This is a genomic window from Agromyces salentinus, assembly GCF_009749395.1.
In the GTDB taxonomy this organism is placed as follows: domain Bacteria; phylum Actinomycetota; class Actinomycetes; order Actinomycetales; family Microbacteriaceae; genus Agromyces; species Agromyces salentinus.
Map to the genome: position 1 here is coordinate 603,719 of NZ_WBIR01000001.1, position 21,271 is coordinate 624,989.

General features: G+C 72.8%; 18 protein-coding genes. 4 read left to right on the forward strand and 14 right to left on the reverse strand.

Annotated features, from left to right (window positions below; all coding sequences use genetic code 11):
• Positions 1 to 85 precede the first annotated feature (85 nt).
• Complete coding sequence (locus GQQ95_RS02795; RefSeq protein WP_170296935.1) at positions 86 to 1,807, forward strand: PspC domain-containing protein; 1,722 nt, start codon at positions 86 to 88, stop codon at positions 1,805 to 1,807.
• Between the two features lie 8 nt (positions 1,808 to 1,815).
• Positions 1,816 to 2,361 carry a hypothetical protein gene (locus GQQ95_RS02800; protein ID WP_157426080.1) on the forward strand — a complete coding sequence of 182 codons (546 nt, stop codon included), beginning with the start codon at positions 1,816 to 1,818 and terminating at the stop codon, positions 2,359 to 2,361.
• A 293-nt stretch (positions 2,362 to 2,654) separates the two neighbouring features.
• On the opposite strand, the gene GQQ95_RS02805 is transcribed toward GQQ95_RS02800, so the two are convergent.
• From GQQ95_RS02805 to gabT, 10 genes are all read right to left on the reverse strand, one after another.
• The gene (locus GQQ95_RS02805; protein ID WP_157426081.1) at positions 2,655 to 3,902 is read right to left on the reverse strand and encodes a UDP-N-acetylmuramate dehydrogenase; all 1,248 of its coding nucleotides are present in this window, start codon (positions 3,900 to 3,902) and stop codon (positions 2,655 to 2,657) included.
• A gap of 16 nt (positions 3,903 to 3,918) precedes the next feature.
• Entirely contained in the window at positions 3,919 to 4,356 is a 438-nt protein-coding gene (locus GQQ95_RS02810) for a MaoC family dehydratase (protein ID WP_157426082.1), read from the reverse strand.
• Positions 4,356 to 4,802 carry an FAS1-like dehydratase domain-containing protein gene (locus GQQ95_RS02815; RefSeq protein ID WP_157426083.1) on the reverse strand — a complete coding sequence of 149 codons (447 nt, stop codon included), beginning with the start codon at positions 4,800 to 4,802 and terminating at the stop codon, positions 4,356 to 4,358. The genes GQQ95_RS02810 and GQQ95_RS02815 overlap by 1 nt, the downstream gene beginning before the upstream one ends.
• Before the next feature lie 62 nt (positions 4,803 to 4,864).
• On the reverse strand, positions 4,865 to 6,307 hold the full coding sequence (locus GQQ95_RS02820) for a basic amino acid/polyamine antiporter (protein ID WP_157426084.1): 1,443 nt from the start codon (positions 6,305 to 6,307) through the stop codon (positions 4,865 to 4,867).
• Between the two features lie 63 nt (positions 6,308 to 6,370).
• Positions 6,371 to 7,933, reverse strand: coding sequence for an APC family permease (locus GQQ95_RS02825; RefSeq protein ID WP_157426085.1), 1,563 nt, complete (start codon positions 7,931 to 7,933; stop codon positions 6,371 to 6,373).
• Positions 7,930 to 8,814, reverse strand: a complete 885-nt coding sequence (locus GQQ95_RS02830) for a universal stress protein (RefSeq protein WP_157426086.1) — start codon at positions 8,812 to 8,814, stop codon at positions 7,930 to 7,932. The genes GQQ95_RS02825 and GQQ95_RS02830 overlap by 4 nt, the downstream gene beginning before the upstream one ends.
• Positions 8,815 to 8,817: 3 nt before the next feature.
• Positions 8,818 to 10,182 carry a flavin monoamine oxidase family protein gene (locus GQQ95_RS02835; RefSeq protein ID WP_157426087.1) on the reverse strand — a complete coding sequence of 455 codons (1,365 nt, stop codon included), beginning with the start codon at positions 10,180 to 10,182 and terminating at the stop codon, positions 8,818 to 8,820.
• Between the two features lie 85 nt (positions 10,183 to 10,267).
• Entirely contained in the window at positions 10,268 to 11,740 is a 1,473-nt protein-coding gene (locus tag GQQ95_RS02840) for an NAD-dependent succinate-semialdehyde dehydrogenase (RefSeq protein ID WP_157426088.1), read from the reverse strand.
• Between the two features lie 91 nt (positions 11,741 to 11,831).
• A complete protein-coding gene (locus GQQ95_RS02845; protein WP_157426089.1) occupies positions 11,832 to 13,133 on the reverse strand; it encodes a Glu/Leu/Phe/Val family dehydrogenase in 1,302 nt (433 codons plus the stop codon).
• Positions 13,130 to 14,527, reverse strand: a complete 1,398-nt coding sequence (gene gabT / locus GQQ95_RS02850; protein WP_157426090.1) for a 4-aminobutyrate--2-oxoglutarate transaminase — start codon at positions 14,525 to 14,527, stop codon at positions 13,130 to 13,132. The genes GQQ95_RS02845 and gabT overlap by 4 nt, the downstream gene beginning before the upstream one ends.
• A 126-nt stretch (positions 14,528 to 14,653) precedes the next feature.
• Between gabT and GQQ95_RS02855 the strand changes: the two genes are divergently transcribed.
• Positions 14,654 to 16,264, forward strand: a complete 1,611-nt coding sequence (locus GQQ95_RS02855) for a PucR family transcriptional regulator (RefSeq protein ID WP_157426091.1) — start codon at positions 14,654 to 14,656, stop codon at positions 16,262 to 16,264.
• 30 nt (positions 16,265 to 16,294) lie between these two features.
• Complete coding sequence (locus GQQ95_RS02860) at positions 16,295 to 17,065, forward strand: SGNH/GDSL hydrolase family protein (RefSeq protein WP_157426092.1); 771 nt, start codon at positions 16,295 to 16,297, stop codon at positions 17,063 to 17,065.
• Between the two features lie 146 nt (positions 17,066 to 17,211).
• Here the strand turns inward: GQQ95_RS02860 and GQQ95_RS02865 are convergent, their stop codons facing one another.
• From GQQ95_RS02865 to GQQ95_RS02880, 4 genes are all read right to left on the reverse strand, one after another.
• Entirely contained in the window at positions 17,212 to 17,703 is a 492-nt protein-coding gene (locus GQQ95_RS02865) for an FBP domain-containing protein (protein WP_157426093.1), read from the reverse strand.
• 245 nt (positions 17,704 to 17,948) lie between these two features.
• Complete coding sequence (locus tag GQQ95_RS02870) at positions 17,949 to 18,449, reverse strand: FBP domain-containing protein (protein ID WP_157426094.1); 501 nt, start codon at positions 18,447 to 18,449, stop codon at positions 17,949 to 17,951.
• Between the two features lie 39 nt (positions 18,450 to 18,488).
• Entirely contained in the window at positions 18,489 to 19,562 is a 1,074-nt protein-coding gene (locus GQQ95_RS02875) for a phosphate ABC transporter substrate-binding protein PstS (protein WP_157426095.1), read from the reverse strand.
• Positions 19,563 to 19,656: 94 nt separating this feature from the next.
• A complete protein-coding gene (locus GQQ95_RS02880) occupies positions 19,657 to 21,069 on the reverse strand; it encodes an aminotransferase class V-fold PLP-dependent enzyme (RefSeq protein WP_212275225.1) in 1,413 nt (470 codons plus the stop codon).
• Positions 21,070 to 21,271 lie beyond the last annotated feature (202 nt).

Sequence of the window (21,271 nt, forward strand, 5' to 3'; positions counted from 1 at the left end):
CGCCGGGGCCCGGGCGGGAGGATCAGGGTCGAATCAGGGACTCACCCCATGGCGGGGCATCCGGCGACGATGCCAGCATCGAGGCATGGAGACGAACCAGACCGACCCGACGACCGACCCAGCGCCGGAAGACGTGCAGGGGGACTCCGCGCCCGCCGGCCCGCCGGCCGACGGCTCGGTCGGTTCGGCTCCATCCTCCGGTGCTCCCGGCGCGTCGACACACGCGCCGGGCACCGGCACCGGCCGCGGCGGCACCGCCGACAGCGCGACCGGCACCGACACCGGCGCCGACACCGGCGAGGGCTTCTACGCGTGGCTGCGCCGCCTCGGGCTGCCGCGCCGCGCCGGATGGCTCGGCGGCGTCTGCGCGGGCATCGGCGCCCGCCTCGGCATCGACCCGATCATCGTGCGCGGCATCGTCGTCGTGGTCGCCGTGCTCGGCGCCCCGTTCGTGCTGCTCTACGCGATCGCCTGGCTGCTGCTGCCCGACGCCGACGGCGAGATCCACCTCGAGCGCCTCACCCGCGGCATCGTCGACCCGGCCGTCGTGGGCATCGCCGTCATGGGCGTCCTCGGCTTCATCCCGTTCGTGCAGGGCGGGTGGCTCGGCTGGCAGTGGTGGGGCGACGACTGGCCCTACATCGCTGATCCGCTCTTCGGCTTCGACCTCATGGTGCCGCTGCGCATCATCTGGACCCTCCTCCTCGTCGGCGGCATCGTCGCCCTCGTCATCTGGCTCGCACGCCGGGCCTCCCAGAACCCCCCGGCCGGTGGCGGCGGCGCGCGAACGGCTTCCGCTGCCGACGCCACCCGGTCGGGGTCCGCATCGGCCCCGGCAGGTGCCACGGGCAGCAGCCCCGACGCGGATGCCGCGGGTGGGCCACTCGTGAACGACACCGCCGCGACGACCGCCGCCGCCGGCGCCGCCGGCGCGACGGAGCCGCCCGTGCCCGCCATGGGCGCCGATGCCGACGCCATCGCGGAGTGGCGGGAGCAGCACGAGGCGTGGCGCGTCGCCCACGGCGAATGGAAGGCCGGACAGGACGAGGCGATGCGTGCGGCGAAGGCGCAGGCCGCGGCCGAGAACCGCGCGAAGGCGCAGGCGCTCGCCGCCGAGGCCGATGCCGCCCGCGCCACCCGCCGGGCGGCCCGACCGCGGGCCAGCGCCGCCTACGTGTTCACGCTGCTCGGACTCGGCCTCGTCGCCGGCGCGATCGCCGCGCTCTGGGCCCTCGGCGATGCGGATGTCGCCGACTTCGCCGTGCCAGTCGCCCTCGCCGCGGCAACGCTCGTGCTGGCCCTCGGCATGGTCGTGGCCGCGCTCCGGCGGCGTCGCAGCGGTGCCCTCGCGTTCTTCACGCTCGTCTCGACGCTCGCCCTGCTCGTCGGCCTCGGCGGGGCGTCGTTCGGACAGCAGGGGCGGCTCATCGGGCCGAGCACGAGCATCGAGCTCACCCGATCGCTCGAGTACGTGCAGCCGCTCGGCGACGCGTACGTCACGGCGTACGCGACGGGATCGAGCCGGACCCCGACCGTGCAGCTGAACCAGGGCTTCGGCGACACCTGGATCACCGTCCTTCCCGGGTCGCGACTGCTACTCGACGCCTCCGAGGCCGACCGCATCGACATCGTGGTCTTCGGCGAGGACGGCTCCACGACCACGCCGCAACTCGACGGCCTCGACCTCGACGAGCTGCTCATCGGCGGCCCCGAGGGCGTGAGCGCCCCCCGGAGCGGCGAGCACGTCGACGCCGAGTTCACCATCACCCAGCGCACGGGCACCGTGTACGTCCAGATCCAGGAATGAGCGAGCAGATGTCAGACTCCGAGCGCACGCCCCTCTCCCCTCCCGCCGCGCCGGTGCCGCCCGCACCGCCGGCGCCTCCGGCCGGCTCGACCGGCCCGACCGCCGTCATCGCGGCGGGTGCCGACTCCTCGACCGGCCCGACCACGGTGATCCCCACGGATGCCGGGTCCGCGACCGGTCCGACGGCTGCGGCCGCGCCGGATGCCCCCGCCTGGCCGTTCGGCGCGACGCCCGCCTCGTCGCCGCAGGCCCGCCCTGCGGCATCCGCCTCGCCTCCCGCGACGGCCGTGCACGCGGCGTCCGCGGCTCGTCCGACGGTGCGCTGGGGTGCGCTCGTCTGGGCGCTGCTCTACGGCACGATCGCCGGCGTGACGCTCTGGATCATCGTGGACCCGGCGCGCCGCGAGGCCACCGCCGCCTGGTTCGCCGACCTGAACCCCTTGGCGGCCGGACTCTACGCGGTGATCGCCGTCGGCGTCGTCGTGGCGCTGTTCGGCATCGTGGGGCTGCTCCGCCGCGGGGAGCGGGTGCGCGCCGACGCGCGGCGGTCGTAGGCCCTTGGGGCGTGGCTGCCCCTGGCGGTCGGCACCTCGCCACGGGAGCCGTCCCATCGCATGCACCGCCCGACCGTTCGATATCGGCTCTGCCAGTTCCCCCTCATCGGGTGAGGGGGAACTGGCATGTCGAGATCAGGACAGGTTCTCCGCTCCGATATGACGGCTCGCGCGAGAGGGGAGCGCCGGCCGGCCGCCGCGGACGACCACTCGATGGCCAGCACCGACGCGCTCGCCCGGCAGCCGCGCCGGTGGAAGCTCGAACCGGCGCGTCCACGCGACGGCCGCGTCGGCTAGAAGTCGAGGCCGACGACCACCGGCTCGGGGTGCAGCACGATCCCGAACTCGGACTGCACGCGCGACTGCACGAACCTGGCGAGCTGGGCGACCTCCTCGGCCGAGGCCCCGCCGCGGTTCGTGAGCGCGAGCGTGTGCTTGGACGAGACGGCGGCCCGCGACCCGGGCAGGGCGAACCCGCGGCCGATGCCGGCGCGCTCGATGAGCCATGCGGCCGACAGCTTCACGAGCGTGGGCTGCGGCCCGCCGTTCGCCGAGGGGCCGGATGCCTCGAGCGACGCCTGGTGCGCGAGGAACTGGTCGAGCGGCGACTCCTCGATGCCGCCGGCGATCGGCACGACCTCGTCGACCGGGTCGGGCTCGAGGTACCAGCGCGGCGCGTCGGCCGGGAGCGACCGGGCGGTGTGCTCATCGACGATCGGGTTCGTGAAGAAGGAACCGGCGCTCCAGGTGTCGGCGTCCTCCGGGTCGAGCACCATGCCCTTCGAGGCGCGGAGCGCGAGCACGCCCTCGCGGACCCGCGCGAGCGGCACCCGGTCGCCGAGGTCGACGTGCAGGGCGCCCGCGAGCTGCGGGTACGCGACGGGACGGCTGAGCGACTCGCCGAGCACGGCGCGCTCGGCCTCGGTGTCGTGCAGGTCGAGCTCGATGGAGAGCACGACGCCGCGCAGGCCCTGCTTCAGCACGGAGGTGCGGTACGCCAGCTCGAGCTCGTCGGCGGTCATGCGCCGCGGAGCATCGGCACCCTCCTCGAGGAAGTCGATCGCGACGAGCGTGGACTCGAGCTCCTGCCCGTAGGCGCCGATGTTCTGCACGGGTGCGGCCCCGACGCATCCGGGGATGCCCGACAGCGCCTCGATGCCCGCGAAGCCGTGCTCGACGGTCCAGGCGACGAGGTCGTCCCACGACTCGCCGGCCTGCGCGCGGACGCGCACGGATGCCTCGCCCTCCTGCCTGCCCAGCACCTCGATGCCGCGGGTGCGGATGCGGATGACCGTGCCGTCGAACCCCTCGTCGCCGACGAGCAGGTTCGAGCCGCCGCCCAGCACCATCCACGGTTCGCCCTCCGACCACGCCTCGACGGCGAGGTCGATCAGGTCGGCCGAGGTGGCCGCCGTCACCAGGCGACGGATCGGACCCCCGACCCGCAGGGTCGTGAGGTCGGCGAACGTCGCGTCGGTCGGCTCGGTCGGGGCATCGACGGTCGCCGCGTCGCCGGGCGCGGTCGCATCGGTCGCATCCATGTCGCTCGCCCCCATGTCAGCCGAGTGCGACGCGGACCTGCGCCTTGCCGAGCACGGTGTCGTCGCCGAGCTTCACGGTGAGGTCGATGCGGGCCACGCGGGCGTCGGCGTCGAGCTGGCCGACCTTCGCGGTGACGGTCACGGTGGCGCCGTCGACCGGGTCGACGACGACGGGGCGCGTGAAGCGCACCTGGTAGTCGGCGATGCGGCCGGGGTCGCCCGCCCAGTCGACGACCGGCTGCACGGCGAGGCCCATGGTGAGCATGCCGTGCGCCAGGACGCCGGGGAGGCCCACGGATGCCGCGACGTCATCGCGGTAGTGGATCGGGTTGAAGTCGCCGGATGCCCCCGCGTAGCGCACGAGCGAGTCGCGCGTGAGGGGGAAGTCGCGCTCCGCGACGACGTCGCCGACGGCGAGCTCGTCGAAGACGGGGATCGAGGACACGGCGGCCATCACTCATCACCCCGCACGACGAGCGTCGAGATGGCCGTGACGACGTGCTCGCCCGCGGCATCCGTGATCGCCGACTCGGCCGTGACCATCGAGTGCGGGCCGAGCGTCTTCACGCTCGCGACCGTGAGGGTCGCGGTGAGCAGGTCGCCCGCGACGATCGGACGCGTCGAGGTGAAGCGCTGGTCGCCGTGCACGACGCGCGAGAAGTCGATGCCCGCGTCGGGCTCGGCGAGCAGCTGCGCGAGCGTGTGCTCCTGCACCACGACGGCGAAGGTCGGCGGCGCGACGACGTCGGCGTAGCCCGCCGCCTGCGCGGCCTCGACGTCGAGGTTCACGGGATTCGTCGCGAACACGGCGCGCGCGAACTCGCGCACCTTCTCGCGACCGACGAGGTACGGCTCGGCCGGCGGGAAGACCCGCCCCTGCAGCTCGGGATTCACTGGCACCCGGACAGTCTATGCAACGGGGCGCGGGCGGCGCGGGGCCCGTTCCGAGCACCGCGGACGGCTCAGATGCCGACCCAGCCAGCCGCGAGCGCGACGACGGCGGCGATCGCGCCGCCGAAGGCGACGACGAGCACGACGACGTCCCATGCGGATGCCACGAACGGGCGCCCGTTCTCGCGGCGGGCGATGAAGTACAGCAGCGTCGCCGGCGCCTGCACGATGAGCGAGATGAAGAGCAGCTCGAGGCCGGCGCCGAGGAGGAGGAAGACCACGTACCCGGTGGCGACCGCCCCGATGACGAGTTCGACGGTGCGCGAGCGTCGCGCCGCGGCATCCGGCCCGTAGCCGTCGGAGCGGATCGCGATCTTCAGCAGGTACCCGGCCGCGAACAGGAGCGGCAGGAGCGCGAGCGCGCTCGTGAGGTCGAGCGCGAAGTCGAAGGCGTCGGTCGAGAAGTACGCGACGACGAGCACGGCCTGCGCGAAGATCGTGGACCCGAGGAGGGCCGTGGTCGGCACGTCGCGCCGGTTGGCGCGGGCGAACGCGCGTGGGAAGTCGCCGTCGCGGGCGGCCGTGAACACGACCTCGGCGGCCATGAGCGTCCACGCGAGGTAGGCGCCGAGCACGGCGATGATGAGTCCGACGCTCACGAAGACCGTGCCCCACGGGCCGACGGCGGCCTCGAGCACGCCCGCCATCGACGGCTGGCGGAGCTCGGCGATCTCGGCCGCGGGCAGCACGCCGTACGAGACGATCGTGACCGACGCGAAGACGGCGAGCACCGAGAGGAATCCGAGCACGGTGGCCCGACCGACATCCGCCCGCCTCCTCGCATGGCGCGAGTACACGCTCGCGCCCTCGACGCCGAGGAAGGCGAACACCGTGACGAGCATCGTCGCCCGCACCTGGTCGAACAGCGGCCCCGCGTCGGGAGCGCCGAGGAGGTTGTCGACGAACACGTCGGGCTTCAGCACGGTGAGGGCGATCACGATGAAGACGACGATCGGCACGAGCTTGGCGACGGTCACGATGCGGTTGACGGCGGCGGCCTCGCGGACGCCCCGGCGCACGAGCAGGAACGTCACCCACAGCCCCGCGGATGCCGCGAGCATGGCCGGGATCGTGTCGCCGTCGCCGAGCGCCGGGATCCACGCGCCGAGCGTGGACATGATGAGCACCCAGTAGGTCACGTTGCCGACGCAGGCGCTGGCCCAGTAGCCGAACGCCGAGAAGAAGCCGAGGAGGTCGCCGAACCCGGTCTTCGCGTACGAGTACACGCCCGCGTCGAGGTGCGGCTTGCGATTGGCGAGCGCCTGGAACGTGAAGGCGAGCATGAGCATGCCCGTACCCGCGATGAGCCAGGCGATGAGGGCGCCGAGCACGCCCGTGTTCTCGGCGAACTGGCCGGGCAGCGAGAACACGCCCGCCCCCACCATCGAGCCGACGACGACGGCGGTGAGGCTGCCCGTGCCGAGGTGCACGGTCGTCTCGCGCGTGCTCGTCATGGCGCTCCCCCTTTCGCCGGCCTGCGCCGACGTTACACCCGGCCTCGCAGGTGGCCGTGGCGACTAGGCGTCGGCGGCCGCCCGCGAGAGCGTCTCGCCGCGGAAGAACGCGGGCCGCTTGCGCCACTGCCAGAGCATCACGACGACCCCGCCGAGCAGCACGACCATGCCGAGCACGAACACCAGCCCGACACCGCCGACCGACGACCCGGAGCCGTAGTCGGGGTCCATCGAGTCGATGAGCGTCGTGAAGAACAGCACGGCGAGGATGACGCCGCCGATGAGTGGGGCGAGCAGGGTGTAGATGACGTTCCGCGCCGACCGGAACCACACCTTCCGGAAGAACCAGACGCACGCGAACGCGGTGATGCCGTAGTAGAAGCAGATCATCATGCCGAGCGCCGTGATGGTGTCCCACAGCACGTTCTCGCTCAGCAGGCGCATGACCGCGTAGAACACGGAGGCGACGATCGCCGACACGACTGTGGCGTAGCCGGGCGTGAAGAAGCGCGGGCTGACGCTCGCGAACTTCTCGGGGATCGCGCCGTAATGGCCCATCGCGAGCAGCGTGCGCGCCGGCGACACGAACGTCGACTGCAGCGACGACGCCGAGCTCGTGAGCACGGCGAGCGAGACGAGCACCGCGAGCGGCCCGAGGATCGGCCCCGCGAGGTGGAAGAACACGTTGTCCTGGATGTCCTCGTTTCCGAGGCCGTACTCCCCCGTGCCGACGCCCGCGTAGGTGATGAGCGAGACGGCGATGAGCAGGTAGAGCACCACGATGACGACGACCGTGATCGTCGCGGCCCGCCCGGGCGTCTTGTCGGACCCCTTCGTCTCCTCGTTCATCGTCAGCGTGACGTCCCAGCCCCAGAAGATGAAGATCGAGAGCGAGAGGCCCGCGGCGAACGCGGAGAAGGAGTCGACCTCGAACGGGTTGAACCACGACAGCTCGATCGGGGTCGCGTCGAACGCGTTGCCGTTCGCCGTCTCGATGAGCGCCGCGAGCGAGAACGTCACCAGCACGGCGACCTGGAAGCCGACGAGCCAGTACTGCAGCTTCTGCGTCGTCTGCATGTCCCGGTACGAGATCCACGTCGCACCGAGCATGAAGAGCAGGCACACGGCCACGTTGATGAACGGGTTCATCGCGATGTCCGCGATCTCGGGGTTGCCGGAGACCTGCGCGATCAGGAGGAACAGGAAGTCGACGGCGATGCCGGCGAGGTTGGAGAGCACGAGGATGGTGGCCGCGATCAGGCCCCATCCGGCCATCCAGCCGACCCACGGGCCGAAGGCGCGCGTCGCCCACGTGAAGGAGGTGCCCGAGTCCGGCATCCGCTTGTTGAGCTCGCGGTAGCCGAGGGCGACGAGCAGCATCGGGATGAACCCGACCAGGATGATCGCCGGGACCTGCACGCCGACCTCGGACACGGTCGGCCCGAGCGCCGCGGTCAGCGTGTACGCCGGGGCGATGCACGAGATGCCGATGACGATCGCGCCGATGAGGCCGACCGAACCGGCCGAGAGCCCCTTCTTCGAGATGCCGCCCTGCTCGGGTGCATCCACGGCGGCGCTCGCCGAGGTCAGCGGGGCGCCGGATGCCGCGCCTGGTTCGTTCGTCATGATGCCGTCTTTCCGGTGGAGGTGCGCGGCACGACGATCATCGGTACCGGGAGTTCGCGGATCATCTTCGATGCCGTCGAACCGAGGAAGAGGTGGTGCGGCCGGGCGAGCCTGCTGGAGGCGACGAGCACGACCTCGCCCTGGTGCCAGTCGAGGCTGCGCACGGCGGCCTCGATGCTGTCGCCCGTCGCGACCGCGACCGTCACGTCGGTGCCGGCCGGCAGCTCGCGACGCGCCGTCGCGAGCACCTCGTCGGCGTGCGCCGTGCTCGTGAGCTCGGCGAGTCCCTCGTCCATGCCCGCAGGCAGGTCGATCGACACGAGCGAGAGCAGCCGCACGGGTGCGTGCATGGCCTTCGAGAGGCGCACGGCCGCGTCGAGCAGCGCACTCGCGCCGGGCCGGGAGCCCACCGCCGCGGTGATGCGCGAGACGCCGACGGATGCCGCCAGCTCGCGCGAGCCCGACGGGGCGAGGGCGACCGGCACGTCCGAGGAGTGCAGCAGCTCGTTCGCGACCGAGCCGATCCGCGACCGCCCGAGGATGCCGCCGCGGGCGGCGCCGACGATGATCAGCGATGCGCCGAACTCGTGCGCCGCGGCGATGAGGCCCTCGGCGAAGGACTCCGCGTATCGCACGTGCAGCGACTGGGCGACCTCGGGGTCCAGTCCCTTGGACGCCTCGGTCAGCCACGCCCGCGAGCGGGCCTTGAGGTGACGCTCGTACCCGATGTCGGAGGGCACCGTGCTGCTGCGCGCCTCGCTCGGGAGGACCATGACGACGTCGAGCTGGGCCTCGCTCGCGATCGCGAGCCGGGTCGCGAACGCGAGGGCGTCGGCTCCGTGCTCGTTCGCGGTGTAGCCGACGACGAAGCGCGCGGTCACGGCTCAGCCCTCCGCGATGATCGCGTCGGCGACGTCGCGGCCCACGCGGATCGCGCCGTCCACGTGCTGGTAGCCCTTGCCGGCCATGTCGCTGCACGAGAAGTGGATGGGGCCGACGGGCGTGCGCAGGTCCGCGCCGTACCTCGCGAGACCGCCCATGTCGAAGCTCGCAGCGTAGGCGCCGCGCGTCCACTCCTCGGAGCCCCAGTCGCTCTCGTAGTAGACCACCGGGTTCTTGGCCTGCTCGCCGTAGTAGTGCGCCATCGACTCGAGGATGGCCGCCTTGCGCTCCTCGGCGCTCAGCGAGAAGACGCCGTCGGCCTCCTCGTCTGAGACGAAGCCCACGAGGGTGCCGCGCGGGTCGGCGTGATTCGTGTTGTCGTACGCCTCGTGCACGAGCTCGTACGGGCTGAAGGCGGTGCCGCTGAGCCCGTCGGCGCGCCAGAAGGGCGTCTCGTAGACGGCGTGCACCTTGATGACGAAGCCCATCGACAGGTGCTGGTGGAGCTGGTGCTGGCGCCGGGGCAGCGGCGGCTCGTACGAGATGCGGCTGATGAGCACCGGCGCGAGCGCGAGGACGACCCGCTTGGCGTGCACCTCGAGCGAGTCGGTCACGGCGACGACGCCCGCGTCGGGGGCGTCCGGGCTCCAGCGGAGCTTGCGCACCGGCTGGCCGAGCCGCACCGCACCGCCGAGCCGCTCCGCGAGGAGCAGCGGCACCTGCTGCAGGCCCCCGACGACGCGCTTGTCGAGGATGAAGTCGGCGTCCACGAGGTGCGAGAACGACCCCGCGGATGCCGCCATGAGCAGCGCCTGCAGCGCCGAGAACGCGTGCGCCGGCTTCGTGAGCATCGCCCCGGCGATGAACATGCCGATGTTGAGCTTCGCCTCCTCGTCGTCGGTCTGCGTGCCGAGCCACTCGGCGAACGAGATCTCGTCGAGCTCCTTCGCGCGCGGATGCGCCCACGGGGCATCCGGGTCGATCTCGGCGACGAGCGCGTCGAGCTTCTCGATGAGGCCGACGATCTCGCCCTCGGTGCGCTCGGGCACCGGGAAGATGTCGCCCTCGAAGAGGCGTCGTCCGCCGTCTTCGCCGATGTAGACGTTCTGGCCCTCGCGGTAGCGCGAGTACGTCTCCAGCCCGAGCTCCTCGATGGTCTCGATGAGCGCGTCCTGGTCGGGCGAGACCCACTGGCCGCCGATCTCGAGCATGGCCCCGTCGATGTCGTCGGTCCAGAGCCGGCCGCCGATGCGGTCACGGGCCTCGAGCACGACGACGGACTTGCCGGCCGCCTTCAGCCGGGTTGCGGCGGTGAGGCCCGAGGCCCCGGCGCCGACGATGACGACGTCGCAGTCGATGCGTTCCATGTGTGCTGTTTCGCTTTCGTGTGTCTCGCGAGGGTGGAGGAGGAGGGTCGGATGCCGCGACGCGGCGTCGCGGCATCCGATCGGGTCAGTCGACCGGGATGAGGGTGTACTTCGTGTCGAGGTACTCGTGGATGCCCTCGAGCCCGCCCTCACGGCCGATGCCCGACTGCTTGACGCCGCCGAACGGTGCGGCGGCGTTCGAGACGAGCCCGGTGTTCAGGCCCATCATGCCCGTGGCGAGGCGCTCGATCATGCGGTGGCCGCGGGCCAGGTCCCGCGTGAAGACGTACGAGATGAGCCCGTACTCGGTGTCGTTCGCGAGGCGGACGGCCTCGTCGTCGGTCGAGAACGTGGTGATGCCGAGCACCGGCCCGAAGATCTCCTCGGAGAGCATGCGGCTGCCCGCCGAGACGCCGGCGAGCACGGTCGGCGCGTAGAAGGTGCCGTCGCCGTCGACGATGCGCTCGCCGCCGGTGAGCAGGCTCGCGCCGCGCGAGACGGCGTCCTGCACGAGCTCGTCCGTCGAGGCCACCGCCTTGCCGTCGATGAGCGGGCCGATGTTCACGCCCTCCTCGGTGCCGCGGCCGACCTTCATGGCCTTCACGCGCTCGGCGACCCGGTTCGCGAACTCCTCGGCGACGGACTCGTGCACGATGAAGCGGTTCGCCGCGGTGCAGGCCTGGCCGATGTTGCGGAACTTGGCGACCATCGCGCCTTCGACCGCCTTGTCGAGGTCGGCGTCCCCGAAGATGACGAACGGCGCGTTGCCGCCCAGCTCCATGCTCGTGCGGAGGATGCCCGTCGCCGCCTGCTTCATGAGCGAGCGGCCGACGCCCGTCGAGCCCGTGAACGAGAGCTTGCGCAGGCGCGGGTCCTCGATGATCGGGCCGGAGACCTGCGACGAGGTCGACGTCGGGATGACGTTGACGACGCCCTTCGGCAGGCCGACCTCCTCCAGCAGCTGCACGAACGCGATCGTCGTCAGCGGGGTGAGGGCGGCGGGCTTGACGACCACCGTGCAGCCTGCGGCGAGCGCGGGCGCGATCTTGCGGGTCGCCATGGCGAGCGGGAAGTTCCACGGGGTGATGAAGAACGAGGGGCCGACCGGGCGCTGCGAGACGATCATGCGGCCGGTGCCCTCGGGGTTCAGCCCGTAGCGGCCCGTGATGCGCACGGCCTCCTCGCTGAACCAGCGCAGGAACTCGCCGCCGTAGGCCACCTCACCGCGCGCCTCGGCGAGCGGCTTGCCCATCTCGAGCGTCATGAGGAGGGCGAACTCCTCCTTGCGCTCCTGCAGCAGGTCGAACGCGCGGCGCAGCAGTTCGCCGCGCGCGCGGGGCGCGGTCGCGGCCCACTCGTCCTGCGCGGCGACGGCCGCGTCGAGGGCGCGGATGCCGTCGGCGGGCGAGGCATCCGCGATCTGCTTGATCGTCTCACCCGTGGAGGGGTCCTCGACGGCGAGGGTCCTGCCGCCCTCGGCGTCGACCCACTCGCCGCCGATGAAGAGCCGGTGCTCGACGGCGTCGAGCACGGTGGATTCGAGCGTTGCGTTCGTCATGCGGGATTCCTGTTCGTGGTCGTTCGGGGTTCGTCGTGTGCTGCGAGTCCTGCGGCGTCGTGCGCGGGGTGTCGTGTGCGGCGTCGCCGGATCAGGGGTAGAGGCCGCGGAGGCGGTGCGCGTCGGCCACGCGTTCGACGGCGAGCGCCGTCGCAGCCGTGCGAAGCGAGAGCCCCCTGGTCTCCGCGTACCCGAGCACGTGCTGCCACGCGTTGAGCATCCGCTCCTCCAGTCTGGTCTCCACCTCGTCGGCGCGCCACCAGTACGCCTGATTCGCCTGCACCCACTCGAAGTACGAGACGATCACGCCGCCGGCGTTCGCGAGGATGTCGGGCACCACGAGGATGCCGCGATCGCGCAGGACGGCGTCGGCGATCGGCGTGGTCGGGCCGTTCGCGCCCTCGACGATCACGCGGGCGCGCACGGCGCCGGCGTTGGACTCGTGGAGCACGCCCTCGACGGCGGCGGGCACCAGCAGGTCCACGTCGAGGGTGAGCAGGTCGGCGCCGTCCAGCGGCTCCGACCCGGCGAAGCCGACGACCGAGCCGGTCGCGCGGACATGCGCGTCGAGCGCGGCGATGTCGAGTCCGCCGGCGTTGAACACGGCGCCGTACTGGTCGCTCACCCCGGCGACGCGCACGCCGGCCTCGGACAGGAAGCGCGCGGCATCCGCGCCGACCTTGCCGAAGCCCTGCACGGCCGCGGTGGCGCCGTCGGGCTCGATGCCGACGTGCCGCAGTGCGGCGAGGGCGATGTGGGTCACGCCGCGGCTCGTCGCCGAGGCGCGTCCCTGCGATCCGCCGAGCGCGATGGGCTTGCCCGTCACGATGCCGGGCACCGTGTAGCCGCTGCTGACGGAGTAGGTGTCCATCATCCAGGCCATCGTCTGCTCGTCGGTGCCGATGTCGGGCGCGGGGATGTCGCGCTCCGGGCCGATGATCGGGAGGATCTCGCTCGTGTAGCGGCGGGTGACGCGCTCGAGCTCGGCCGTGGAGTGCACGCGGGGGTCGATCGCGATGCCGCCCTTCGCGCCGCCGTAGGGCACGTCGAGCAGGGCGCACTTCCAGGTCATCCACATCGCGAGGGCCCGTACCTCGTCGAGGTTGACGTTCGGCGCGTACCGCAGGCCGCCCTTGGCCGGGCCGCGGGAGAAGTTGTGCTGCACGCGGTACCCGATGTACAGGCTGCTCTCGCCGGAGTCCATGCGCAGCGGCACGGCGACCGTGAGCTCCCGGCGCGGGGTCGCGAGCATCTGGTGGATGCCGTCGTTGTAGCCGAGCAGGGCCACGGCCTCGGCGAGCTGGGCTCGCGCGTCGGTGAGCGGGGTCGCGATGTGGTCGGCCGATGCGGCGGATGCGGCGATGACGACGTCGTTGTCGGTCAGGATGGTCATGCCTTCTTGAGTCCTTCCGCGACGACCTGGAGTCCTTCGATGAGGAGGTCGTCGGTGATGGTGAGCGGGGGGAGGAAGCGGATCACGTTGCCGTAGGTGCCGCAGGTCAGCACGAGCACGCCCTGCGCGTGGGCGTAGGCCGCGACGCGGCCGGTGAGCGCGGCGTCGGGCGCCCCGGTGGCCGGGTCGACGAGTTCGATGGCGACCATGGCGCCGCGACCGCGGACGTCGCCGATGCGCGCGTCGGCGGTGCGCAGGGCGTTCAGGCGGCCGATGAGCACGGCGCCGATCTCGCGTGCGCGCTCGATGAGGCCGTCCTGCTCGTACGACTCGATCGAGGCGAGCGCGGCGACGCAGGCGAGCGGGTTGCCGGCGTAGGTGCCGCCGAGGCCGCCGGCGCCCGCCGCATCCATGATCTCGGCACGGCCGGTCACCGCCGAGAGCGGCAGGCCGCCCGCGATGCCCTTCGCCGTGGTGATGACGTCGGGCACGATGCCCTCGAGGTCGCTCGCGAACCAGGCGCCGGTGCGACCGAAGCCGGACTGCACCTCGTCGGCGATGAAGACGACGTCATTGGCGCGGCACCACTCGACGAGGGCCGGGAGGAACCCGGCTGCGGGCACGATGAACCCGCCCTCGCCCTGGATGGGCTCGATGATCATGGCGGCGAGGTTCTCGGCGCCGATCTGCTTCTCGATCTGCAGGATGGCGCGCGCGGCCGCCTCGGCGCCGCTGAGGCCGCCGTCGCGGTAGGGGTAGCTGAGCGGGACGCGGTAGACCTCCGGCGCGAACGGGCCGAAGCCGTTCTTGTACGGGATGTTCTTCGCGGTGAGGCCCATCGTGAGGTTCGTGCGGCCGTGGTAGGCGTGGTCGAACGCGACGACCGCCTGCTTCTTCGTGTACGCGCGGGCGACCTTCACGGCGTTCTCGACGGCTTCGGCGCCGGAGTTGAACAGTGCGGTGCGCTTCGCGTGGTCGCCGGGGGTGAGCTCGTTCAGCTTCTCGGCGACGTCGATGTAGGAGTCGTACGGCGCGACGGTGAAGCACGTGTGCGTGAACGAGTTCAGCTGCCGGGTCACGGCCTCGACGACGCGGGGGTTGGCGTTGCCGACGCCGGTCACCGCGATGCCGGAGCCGAGGTCGATGAGCGAGTTGCCGTCGGCGTCGACGAGCACGCCGCCACCTCCGGCGACGATCGCGACGGGGATGGTGGTGCCGACGCCGGATGCCACGGCGGCGGCCTTGCGCGCCATGAGCTCCTGCGAGCGCGGGCCGGGGATGGCGGTGACGAGCCGGCGCTCCTGCGGGAGCGACGGTCCTCCGGTGACGGCGGCCGGGCTTGCGGCCGGCGTTGCGGCCGAGGCGTCCTTGGCCGGGGTGTCGACGAGCGTCATTGGCGTGCTCCGATCAGGTGTGACGACGGTGGCTGATGCGGCAATGCTAGGTCGGGCACCGGCCCCCACGTACCGCCCCGATGTACACTGAGCTGGTCCACATTGGACGCGACGTACAGGAGCCCCGTGAAGCCGACCGTGCAGACGCTGCTCGACCGCGACGAACTCGGCCTGCGGCTGCTCACGTCGCCGCTCGCCCGCGACGGAGCGGCCCTCGCGGCGCCCGTCGTGTGGGCGCACAGCTCCGACCTCGCCGACCCGACGCCGTTCCTGGACGCGGGGCACGTGCTGCTGACCACGGGCACCCAGTTCGACGGCGACGAGGCCGGCGGGGATGCCGCGGGCTTCGCGCGCGCCTACGTGCAGCGTCTGGGCGACCGGGGCGTGGCCGCGCTCGGGTTCGGCACGGAGGTGATCCGCGACGGCACGCCGACGGCGCTCGTCGAGGCGTGCGCCGAGCTCGGGCTGCCGCTGTTCGAGGTGCCGTACCGCGTGCCGTTCATCGCGATCGCGAAGCTCGTCGCCGACCTCCTCGCCGAGGACGCCTACGCGCGCCAGGCGTGGGCCCTCTCGGCGCAGCGGGCGATCTCCCGCGCAGCGCTTCGACCCGACGGACTCTCGGCCACGCTCGGGGAGCTCTCCCAGCGGCTGGACACCTGGGTCGGGCTCGTGGACGCCACCGGCGCGCTCGACCGCGAGGCGCCCATCGGCGGACTCGCCCAGCCCGCGCTCGGCGAGGTCGTCGGCGAGGCGCGATCGATGCTCCGGCGCGGCCAGCGGGCGGGCCGCACGCTGCTCGCGGGCGACTCGGTCGGCGAGGCGCAGCAGGTCACCCTGCAGACGCTCGGTTCCGGGGGCGCCCTCCGCGGCGTCCTCGCCATCGGCGACTCCCCCGAGCTCGACCAGGCCGGACGCGAGGTGGTGACCTCGGTCATCGCGCTCGCGGGACTCGCGCTCGAGCAGAACCGCAACCTCGACCGGGCGCGCGGGCACCTGCGAACCGGCCTGCTCCGCAGCCTGCTCTCGGGCGACACCGCCCTCGCCGACGGGGTCGCCACCGAGATGTGGGGCCCGTTGCCGTCCGCCCCGGTGCGGGTCGCGGTGGCGGATGCCCCTGCGCTGGCGTTCGACCGCATGACCGAGCTGCTCGAACTGCGCGTCGACGAGCGCGGCGGCCGGCTGTTCTTCGCGCGTGACGAGGACCGGGTCGTGCTCGTGCTCGAGGCGGCCGACGGCGAGATCGCCGACGAGCTCTCGTCCGAGTTCGAGGTGCCCGTCGGCCTCTCCGACGCGGTCGGCCTCGAGGCCCTGGCCCTCGCGCACGAGCAGGGGCTCAGGGCCCTCGAGCGCGCACGGGAGTCCGGCGCCCGCGAGGCCGGGACCCGCGGTGCAGGTCAGGGCGGAGCCGGCGCCGCGCGGCCCAGGGTCGTCGCGTTCGACGAGATCAGCCGGCAGGGCGTCCTCGCCTTCCTCGCCCGGACCGACGCCAGGGCGGTCGCGATCGCCACGCTCGCGCCGCTCGTCGAGCACGACGCGGCATCCGGCACCTCGCTCGTCGAGACCGTGCGGACCTGGCTCGAGCACGGCGGCCAGTTCGACGCGACGGCGCAGCGGCTCGGCGTGCACCGGCACACGATCCGGAGCCGCATCGCACTCGCCGAGCGGCTGCTCGACCGCGACCTCTCGGGATTCCACGCACGCGCCGACCTCTGGGCGGCGCTGCTCGCGGTGCAGTAGGCCGGACGGCCGACGGGTAGCGTTGGTCGCATGTTCCACTCGTATGCGGCCATCGGCGACAGCTTCACCGAGGGCGTCGGCGACGAACTGCCCGACGGCACCGTGCGCGGCTGGGCCGACTTCGTCGCCATGGGCCTCGCGCTCGCGGCACGCGAGCCGATCGGCTACGCCAACCTCGCGATCCGCGGCCGGAAGCTCGGACCGATCATCGAAGAGCAGCTCGAGGCGGCCATCGCGCTGAAGCCCGAACTGCTGAGCTTCAACGGCGGCGGCAACGACATGCTGCGACCCCGCATGGACGAGCAGACCACGGCGGCGCGCTTCCGGCAGGCCATCAACCGCATCCGCGAGGAGGACATCCACGTCCTCATGCTGAGCGGCGCGAACCCGACGGAGCACCTGCCCCTCGGCAAGGTGTTCGACGCACGTGGCGCCCGCCTGACGGCCGCGCTCGTCGATCTCGCCGACGTTCCCGGCGTCACGTTCGTCGACAACTTCAACGACCTCGGGCTCCGCGACATCCGCTACTGGTCGGCCGACAAGCTGCACCTGAACTCGCTCGGGCACGCGCGGGTCGCGAGCAACGTCCTCACCGCGCTCGGCGTGGCCGTGCCCGAGGAGTGGGGCGTCGCCGAGGTCGCCGCGGCACCCGCCGGCCCGCGCAGCCGCAACACGGCGGCGTACTACCGCGAGTTCGTGCTGCCGTGGGTCGGGCGCCGGCTCACCGGGCGTTCCTCCGGCGACGGACGCCAGGCGAAGCGCGCGACCCTCGAACCGCTCACGCCCGACTCGGCGCGCTGAAGCGCCGGCACCGCTGGACCGCCGGCACCGCTGGACCGCGAGCACCGCTGAACCGCCGGCGTCGCAGACCGCCGGGGTCGCTGAACCGCGAGCGCGCTGAGCCGCCGGCCCACCGGTGCCACGGCGTCTCCGGGGCGGAACCCGCCTTAGGAACCCTCGCGCACCGACTGCATGAATCCCGTGACGTGGTCGCGCAGGGCCTCGATGCGACGGAGCCTCGCCGCCTCGACATCGAACCCGAGGTATGCGACCGGGGGAAGGCGTCGGACGTTCCTCGAGCACTCGAACCCCGCGCAGGCCAGCGTTCCGATCGTGTCGCCCTTGCGACCCGACGCCCCGGCGCGCTTGGCGGTGTAGAGCACGACGTCGTTCGGCAGCGTCACGTCCTCGCACCACGAGCATTGCGGCCGCGTGCGGATCCGTCCGTCCGCCTCGCGGAGGATGATGCCGACGAGTCCGTCGCCGACCTCCGCGACGACGTACCCGACCTTGGGCAGCTTGGGGTCGCGCCATCCGAGGAAGTCGAGCCGCTCCCAGTCGAGGTCCGCGAAGCCGGCCGGGAGGGTGACCGAGGCGCGTTCGCGCTGGGTCGCGTTGATGAACGAGGCGCGGATGCGCGTGTCGTCGATGGGGAGCATGTGAGACGTCCTTCGTCGTGTCGGGGTCGCTCGCGCGAGCCCGCAGCGTGGTTCGGTTCCGAATGGGTGCCCGTGCGGCGACTGCCGTTCACGGGAGGCGCGCCGAGGCGCGGGAGATCACGGGCGCGACGGCCCTCTCCGGTCGGCATCGAATGCGCCGACGACCTCCTGACGCCCGACGGGCATGGGGAACGGAACGTGCTGACTCACGAGGGCGAGTGTACACAGCGGGGCTGGGGCGACCCTCAGGCCTCGGCGGAGACGACGTTCGCGACGAACGCGCGCGTCCGGCGTGCGAGCCCCTCGATGCGCTCGAGCTCGCGCAGGCCGGGCAGCACCTCCGACGGGCCGGCCGGGCGGCCCAGCCGCACGGTCTCCTGGCATGCGAGGTCGCTGCACATGTAGGTGCCGATGCTGTCGCCTCGCTCGCCCGCGGCGCCGGCCTTGCGCGCCGAGATGATCGCGACCTGGTCGGCCGGCTGCTGGGTATGGCACAGGTTGCAGATGGCCGCCCGGTGGTGGGACCCGCTCGCCGCCGGGGTGCGCAGCACGACGCCGACGGGTTCGCCGTCGAGCTCGGTCACGAGGTAGCCACGAGTGGGGATGCGGGGGTCGCGCCAGGCGAACGCGTCGAGGTGCGCCCACTCGGTCACGAAGAAGGACACCGGCAGGCTCAGCTGCTCGAGCTCGGCCTCCGAGGCGTTGCGGATCGCCGCCCGGACCTCGCCCTCGCTGAGCGCTCGCATGCACATCCCCGTTCGTTCGCTCCTACGATCTCATCACCGTCAGCCGATCGTGTCGACCACGGCCTCCACCCTCGTCCGGAGTTCGGGCGACATCGGCGCCGAGCCCGCGTCGAGCGCGGCGGCATCCTGCCCCTCCTCGCTCGCGACCCACGCGAGGAACGCCTGCATGATCGCGCCCTCCTCGGGGTCCGCGTACTGCCGGCAGGCGATGGCGTAGCTCACGAGCACGAGCGGGTAGACGCCGTCGACGTCGGTGGCGCGGTCGATGTCGATGACGAGGTCGTCCTCGGCGCGGCCGGGCTCGACGGGCGACACGTCGACGACCGCCGCGGCCGACGCGGCATCCGGTGCGACGAATCCGTCGCCGACGGCGAGCGAGGCGACGCCCAGCCCCTGCGCACGCGAGGCGTCGAGGTACCCGATCACGTTGACGCCCTCGCGGAGCACGCCGGCGATGCCCGAGCTTCCCTGCGCCGCCTCGCCCTCGTACGGGAACGCGTCGTCGGGCTCGTTCGGCCACTCGGCGGGTGCGGCCTCGTGCAGGTAGTCGGTGAAGTTCCACGTGGTGCCGCTGTCGTCGGAGCGGTGCACGGCCGTGATGCGTGCGTCGGGCAGGGCGGCACCCGGGTTGAGCGCGACGAGCGCGGGGTCGTTCCAGCGGTCGAGGTCGCCGCTGAAGATGCGGGCGACGGATGCCGCGTCGAGGTTCAGCTCCTCGACGCCCTCGACGTTGAACGCCAGCACGATGGGCGAGATGTAGACGGGCAGGTCGACCGCACCGGCACCCGGCTCGCAGCGGCCGACGTCACCGGTCGTCTGGTCGGCGGCGAGCGCCGCGTCGCTGCCCGCGTACGAGACCGCGCCCGCCAGGAACTGGTCGCGCCCGGCGCCCGATCCGGCGGGGTCGTAGTCCACCGTCACGCTGCCGTTGGCCTGCTGGAAGCCGGCGATCCAGACGTCTTGAGCCGCACCCTGCGCGGAGGATCCCGCACCCTCGACGGTGCCGGAGAGGTCGCTCTCGCCCTGGCCCTGCTCGTTCACGGCGCAGCCGCTGAGCAGCAGGGCCGTGGTGGCGAGGGCGGCGATCAGGGTGGTGGTCGTCGTCGAGCGCATGCCCCCATCGTATTGAGCGCTCGCCGGGAGTCCCGAACGGCCCTGGCCCGCCCGCGGCCGGCGCGCGGTCCACACGGCCGCGCTCGTGCGGGCGTCAGTCGATGACGGGCCACGCCCGGTCGTCGGTCACCGGACACCATCCGCCCGGGGTGCGCGAGTACTCGAACGCGGGCCCCTCGGCGATGAGCTGCGCCAGCGCGGCGAGGAACCGGTCGACGTCATCGGCGGTCGACCCCGCGCCGAGGCTCGCGCGGAGGCCGTTCGACCGGGTCGAGGCGCGGTCGAAGAAGGGGTGCGCGCAGAAGCGGCCGGCGCGCACCGAGATGCCGTGCTCGGCGCCGAGGGCCGCGGCGACCAGGCCGACGGAGCCCTGTTCGAGTTCGATCGTCGCGATGGCGAGGCGGTCGTCGGCGTCGTCGAAGCCGCGGATGACGCGGACGCCCGCGAGCGCGTCGAGGCCGTCGTGCAGGCGCGCGGTGAGTTGCGCCTCGTGCGCCTCGCGCTCGGCGTCGCCGAGGCGTTCGAGCTCGGCGAGCGCGCGGGCGAGTGCCGCGATGCCGACGACGTTCGGCGTGCCGGCCTCGTGCCGGTCGGCGCCGACCTTCCAGGCGACGTCGTCGAGGGCGACGTGCTCGACCGCGCCGCCGCCGGCGAGGAAGGGCGGCGCCGCATCGAGCCAGTCGGCCCGGCCGACGAGCGCGCCCGATCCGAAGGGCGCATACGCCTTGTGGCCGGAGAACGCGACGTAGTCGAGGTCGGATGCCGCGAGGTCGACGCGCCGGTGCGGCAGGAGCTGTGCGGCGTCGACGGCGATGCGCGCGCCGTGCGCGTGGGCGATGCGGGCGAGCTCGGCGATCGGCAGCACCTCGCCCGTGACGTTGGACGCCCCCGTCACCGACAGGAACGCGGCCGGTCGAGCGGCGAGCTCGGCGTCGAGCGCGGCGAGGGTCTCGGCGATGCTGCCGCGGGCGACGACGACGCGACGTCCGCGCCAGGGCAGCAGGTTGGCGTGGTGCTCGATGTCGAGCACGACGGTCTCGCCCGGCACCGCCGTTGCGAGCAGGTTCAGCGCCTCGGTCGTGTTGCGCGTGAAGACGACGAGGTCGCCGTCGCGCGCGCCGACGTGGCGGGCGACGCTCACGCGGGCGTCCTCGACGAGGGCGGTCGTGGCCTGCGACGGGTACCCGCTGCCGCGGTGCACGCTCGAGTAGTAGGGAAGCAGCTTCACGACGTGGGCGGCGACGGCCTCGAGGGCCGGAGCGGATGCCGCGAGGTCGAGGTTCACGTGCCGCACGGTCGCGCCGCCGAGCACCGGGATCTCGAGGCCGGCATCGGCGAGCACGGCGAGTGGGGCCTGCGCCGCCGACCCGCCGGGAACCGCCGACCCGCCGGAGCCCGTCGGCGCGACGCGCGCGACCCGGCGGGGACCGACCGCCGCGGCATCCGCCATGCTCGCCGTCTCCGTCGTTCGCGCTGCGCGGACGGCGGTGCTCTCGGTGGCGATCACGGGGTTCTCCTCGGGGCGTGGTTCGTCGAGGCTACGGACGCCCGCGCGGGGCCTCAACCCTTCCGCGACGCGCGCCGTCACAGCGTGAAACATTCGGCAACACGGTGTCGGGCCGGCCTACGGATGCCACGACGCGGGCTCGATGCCGCGGCCGGCGCCGCCCGGGCCGCCCGCGCCGCCCGCGCCGCCGGCGCGAACCCCC

Excerpts from the sequence above, each read along its gene's own strand:
- GQQ95_RS02795 (WP_170296935.1), top strand. The coding sequence starts at position 86 with ATGGAGACGAACCAGACCGACCCGACGACCGACCCAGCGCCGGAAGAC.
- GQQ95_RS02800 (WP_157426080.1), top strand. The coding sequence starts at position 1,816 with ATGTCAGACTCCGAGCGCACGCCCCTCTCCCCTCCCGCCGCGCCGGTG.
- GQQ95_RS02805 (WP_157426081.1), bottom strand. The coding sequence starts at position 3,902 with ATGGATGCGACCGATGCGACCGCGCCCGGCGACGCGGCGACCGTCGAT.
- GQQ95_RS02810 (WP_157426082.1), bottom strand. The coding sequence starts at position 4,356 with ATGGCCGCCGTGTCCTCGATCCCCGTCTTCGACGAGCTCGCCGTCGGC.
- GQQ95_RS02820 (WP_157426084.1), bottom strand. The coding sequence starts at position 6,307 with ATGACGAGCACGCGCGAGACGACCGTGCACCTCGGCACGGGCAGCCTC.
- GQQ95_RS02825 (WP_157426085.1), bottom strand. The coding sequence starts at position 7,933 with ATGACGAACGAACCAGGCGCGGCATCCGGCGCCCCGCTGACCTCGGCG.
- GQQ95_RS02835 (WP_157426087.1), bottom strand. The coding sequence starts at position 10,182 with ATGGAACGCATCGACTGCGACGTCGTCATCGTCGGCGCCGGGGCCTCG.
- GQQ95_RS02840 (WP_157426088.1), bottom strand. The coding sequence starts at position 11,740 with ATGACGAACGCAACGCTCGAATCCACCGTGCTCGACGCCGTCGAGCAC.
- GQQ95_RS02845 (WP_157426089.1), bottom strand. The coding sequence starts at position 13,133 with ATGACCATCCTGACCGACAACGACGTCGTCATCGCCGCATCCGCCGCA.
- gabT (WP_157426090.1), bottom strand. The coding sequence starts at position 14,527 with ATGACGCTCGTCGACACCCCGGCCAAGGACGCCTCGGCCGCAACGCCG.
- GQQ95_RS02860 (WP_157426092.1), top strand. The coding sequence starts at position 16,295 with ATGTTCCACTCGTATGCGGCCATCGGCGACAGCTTCACCGAGGGCGTC.
- GQQ95_RS02865 (WP_157426093.1), bottom strand. The coding sequence starts at position 17,703 with ATGCTCCCCATCGACGACACGCGCATCCGCGCCTCGTTCATCAACGCG.
- GQQ95_RS02870 (WP_157426094.1), bottom strand. The coding sequence starts at position 18,449 with ATGCGAGCGCTCAGCGAGGGCGAGGTCCGGGCGGCGATCCGCAACGCC.
- GQQ95_RS02875 (WP_157426095.1), bottom strand. The coding sequence starts at position 19,562 with ATGCGCTCGACGACGACCACCACCCTGATCGCCGCCCTCGCCACCACG.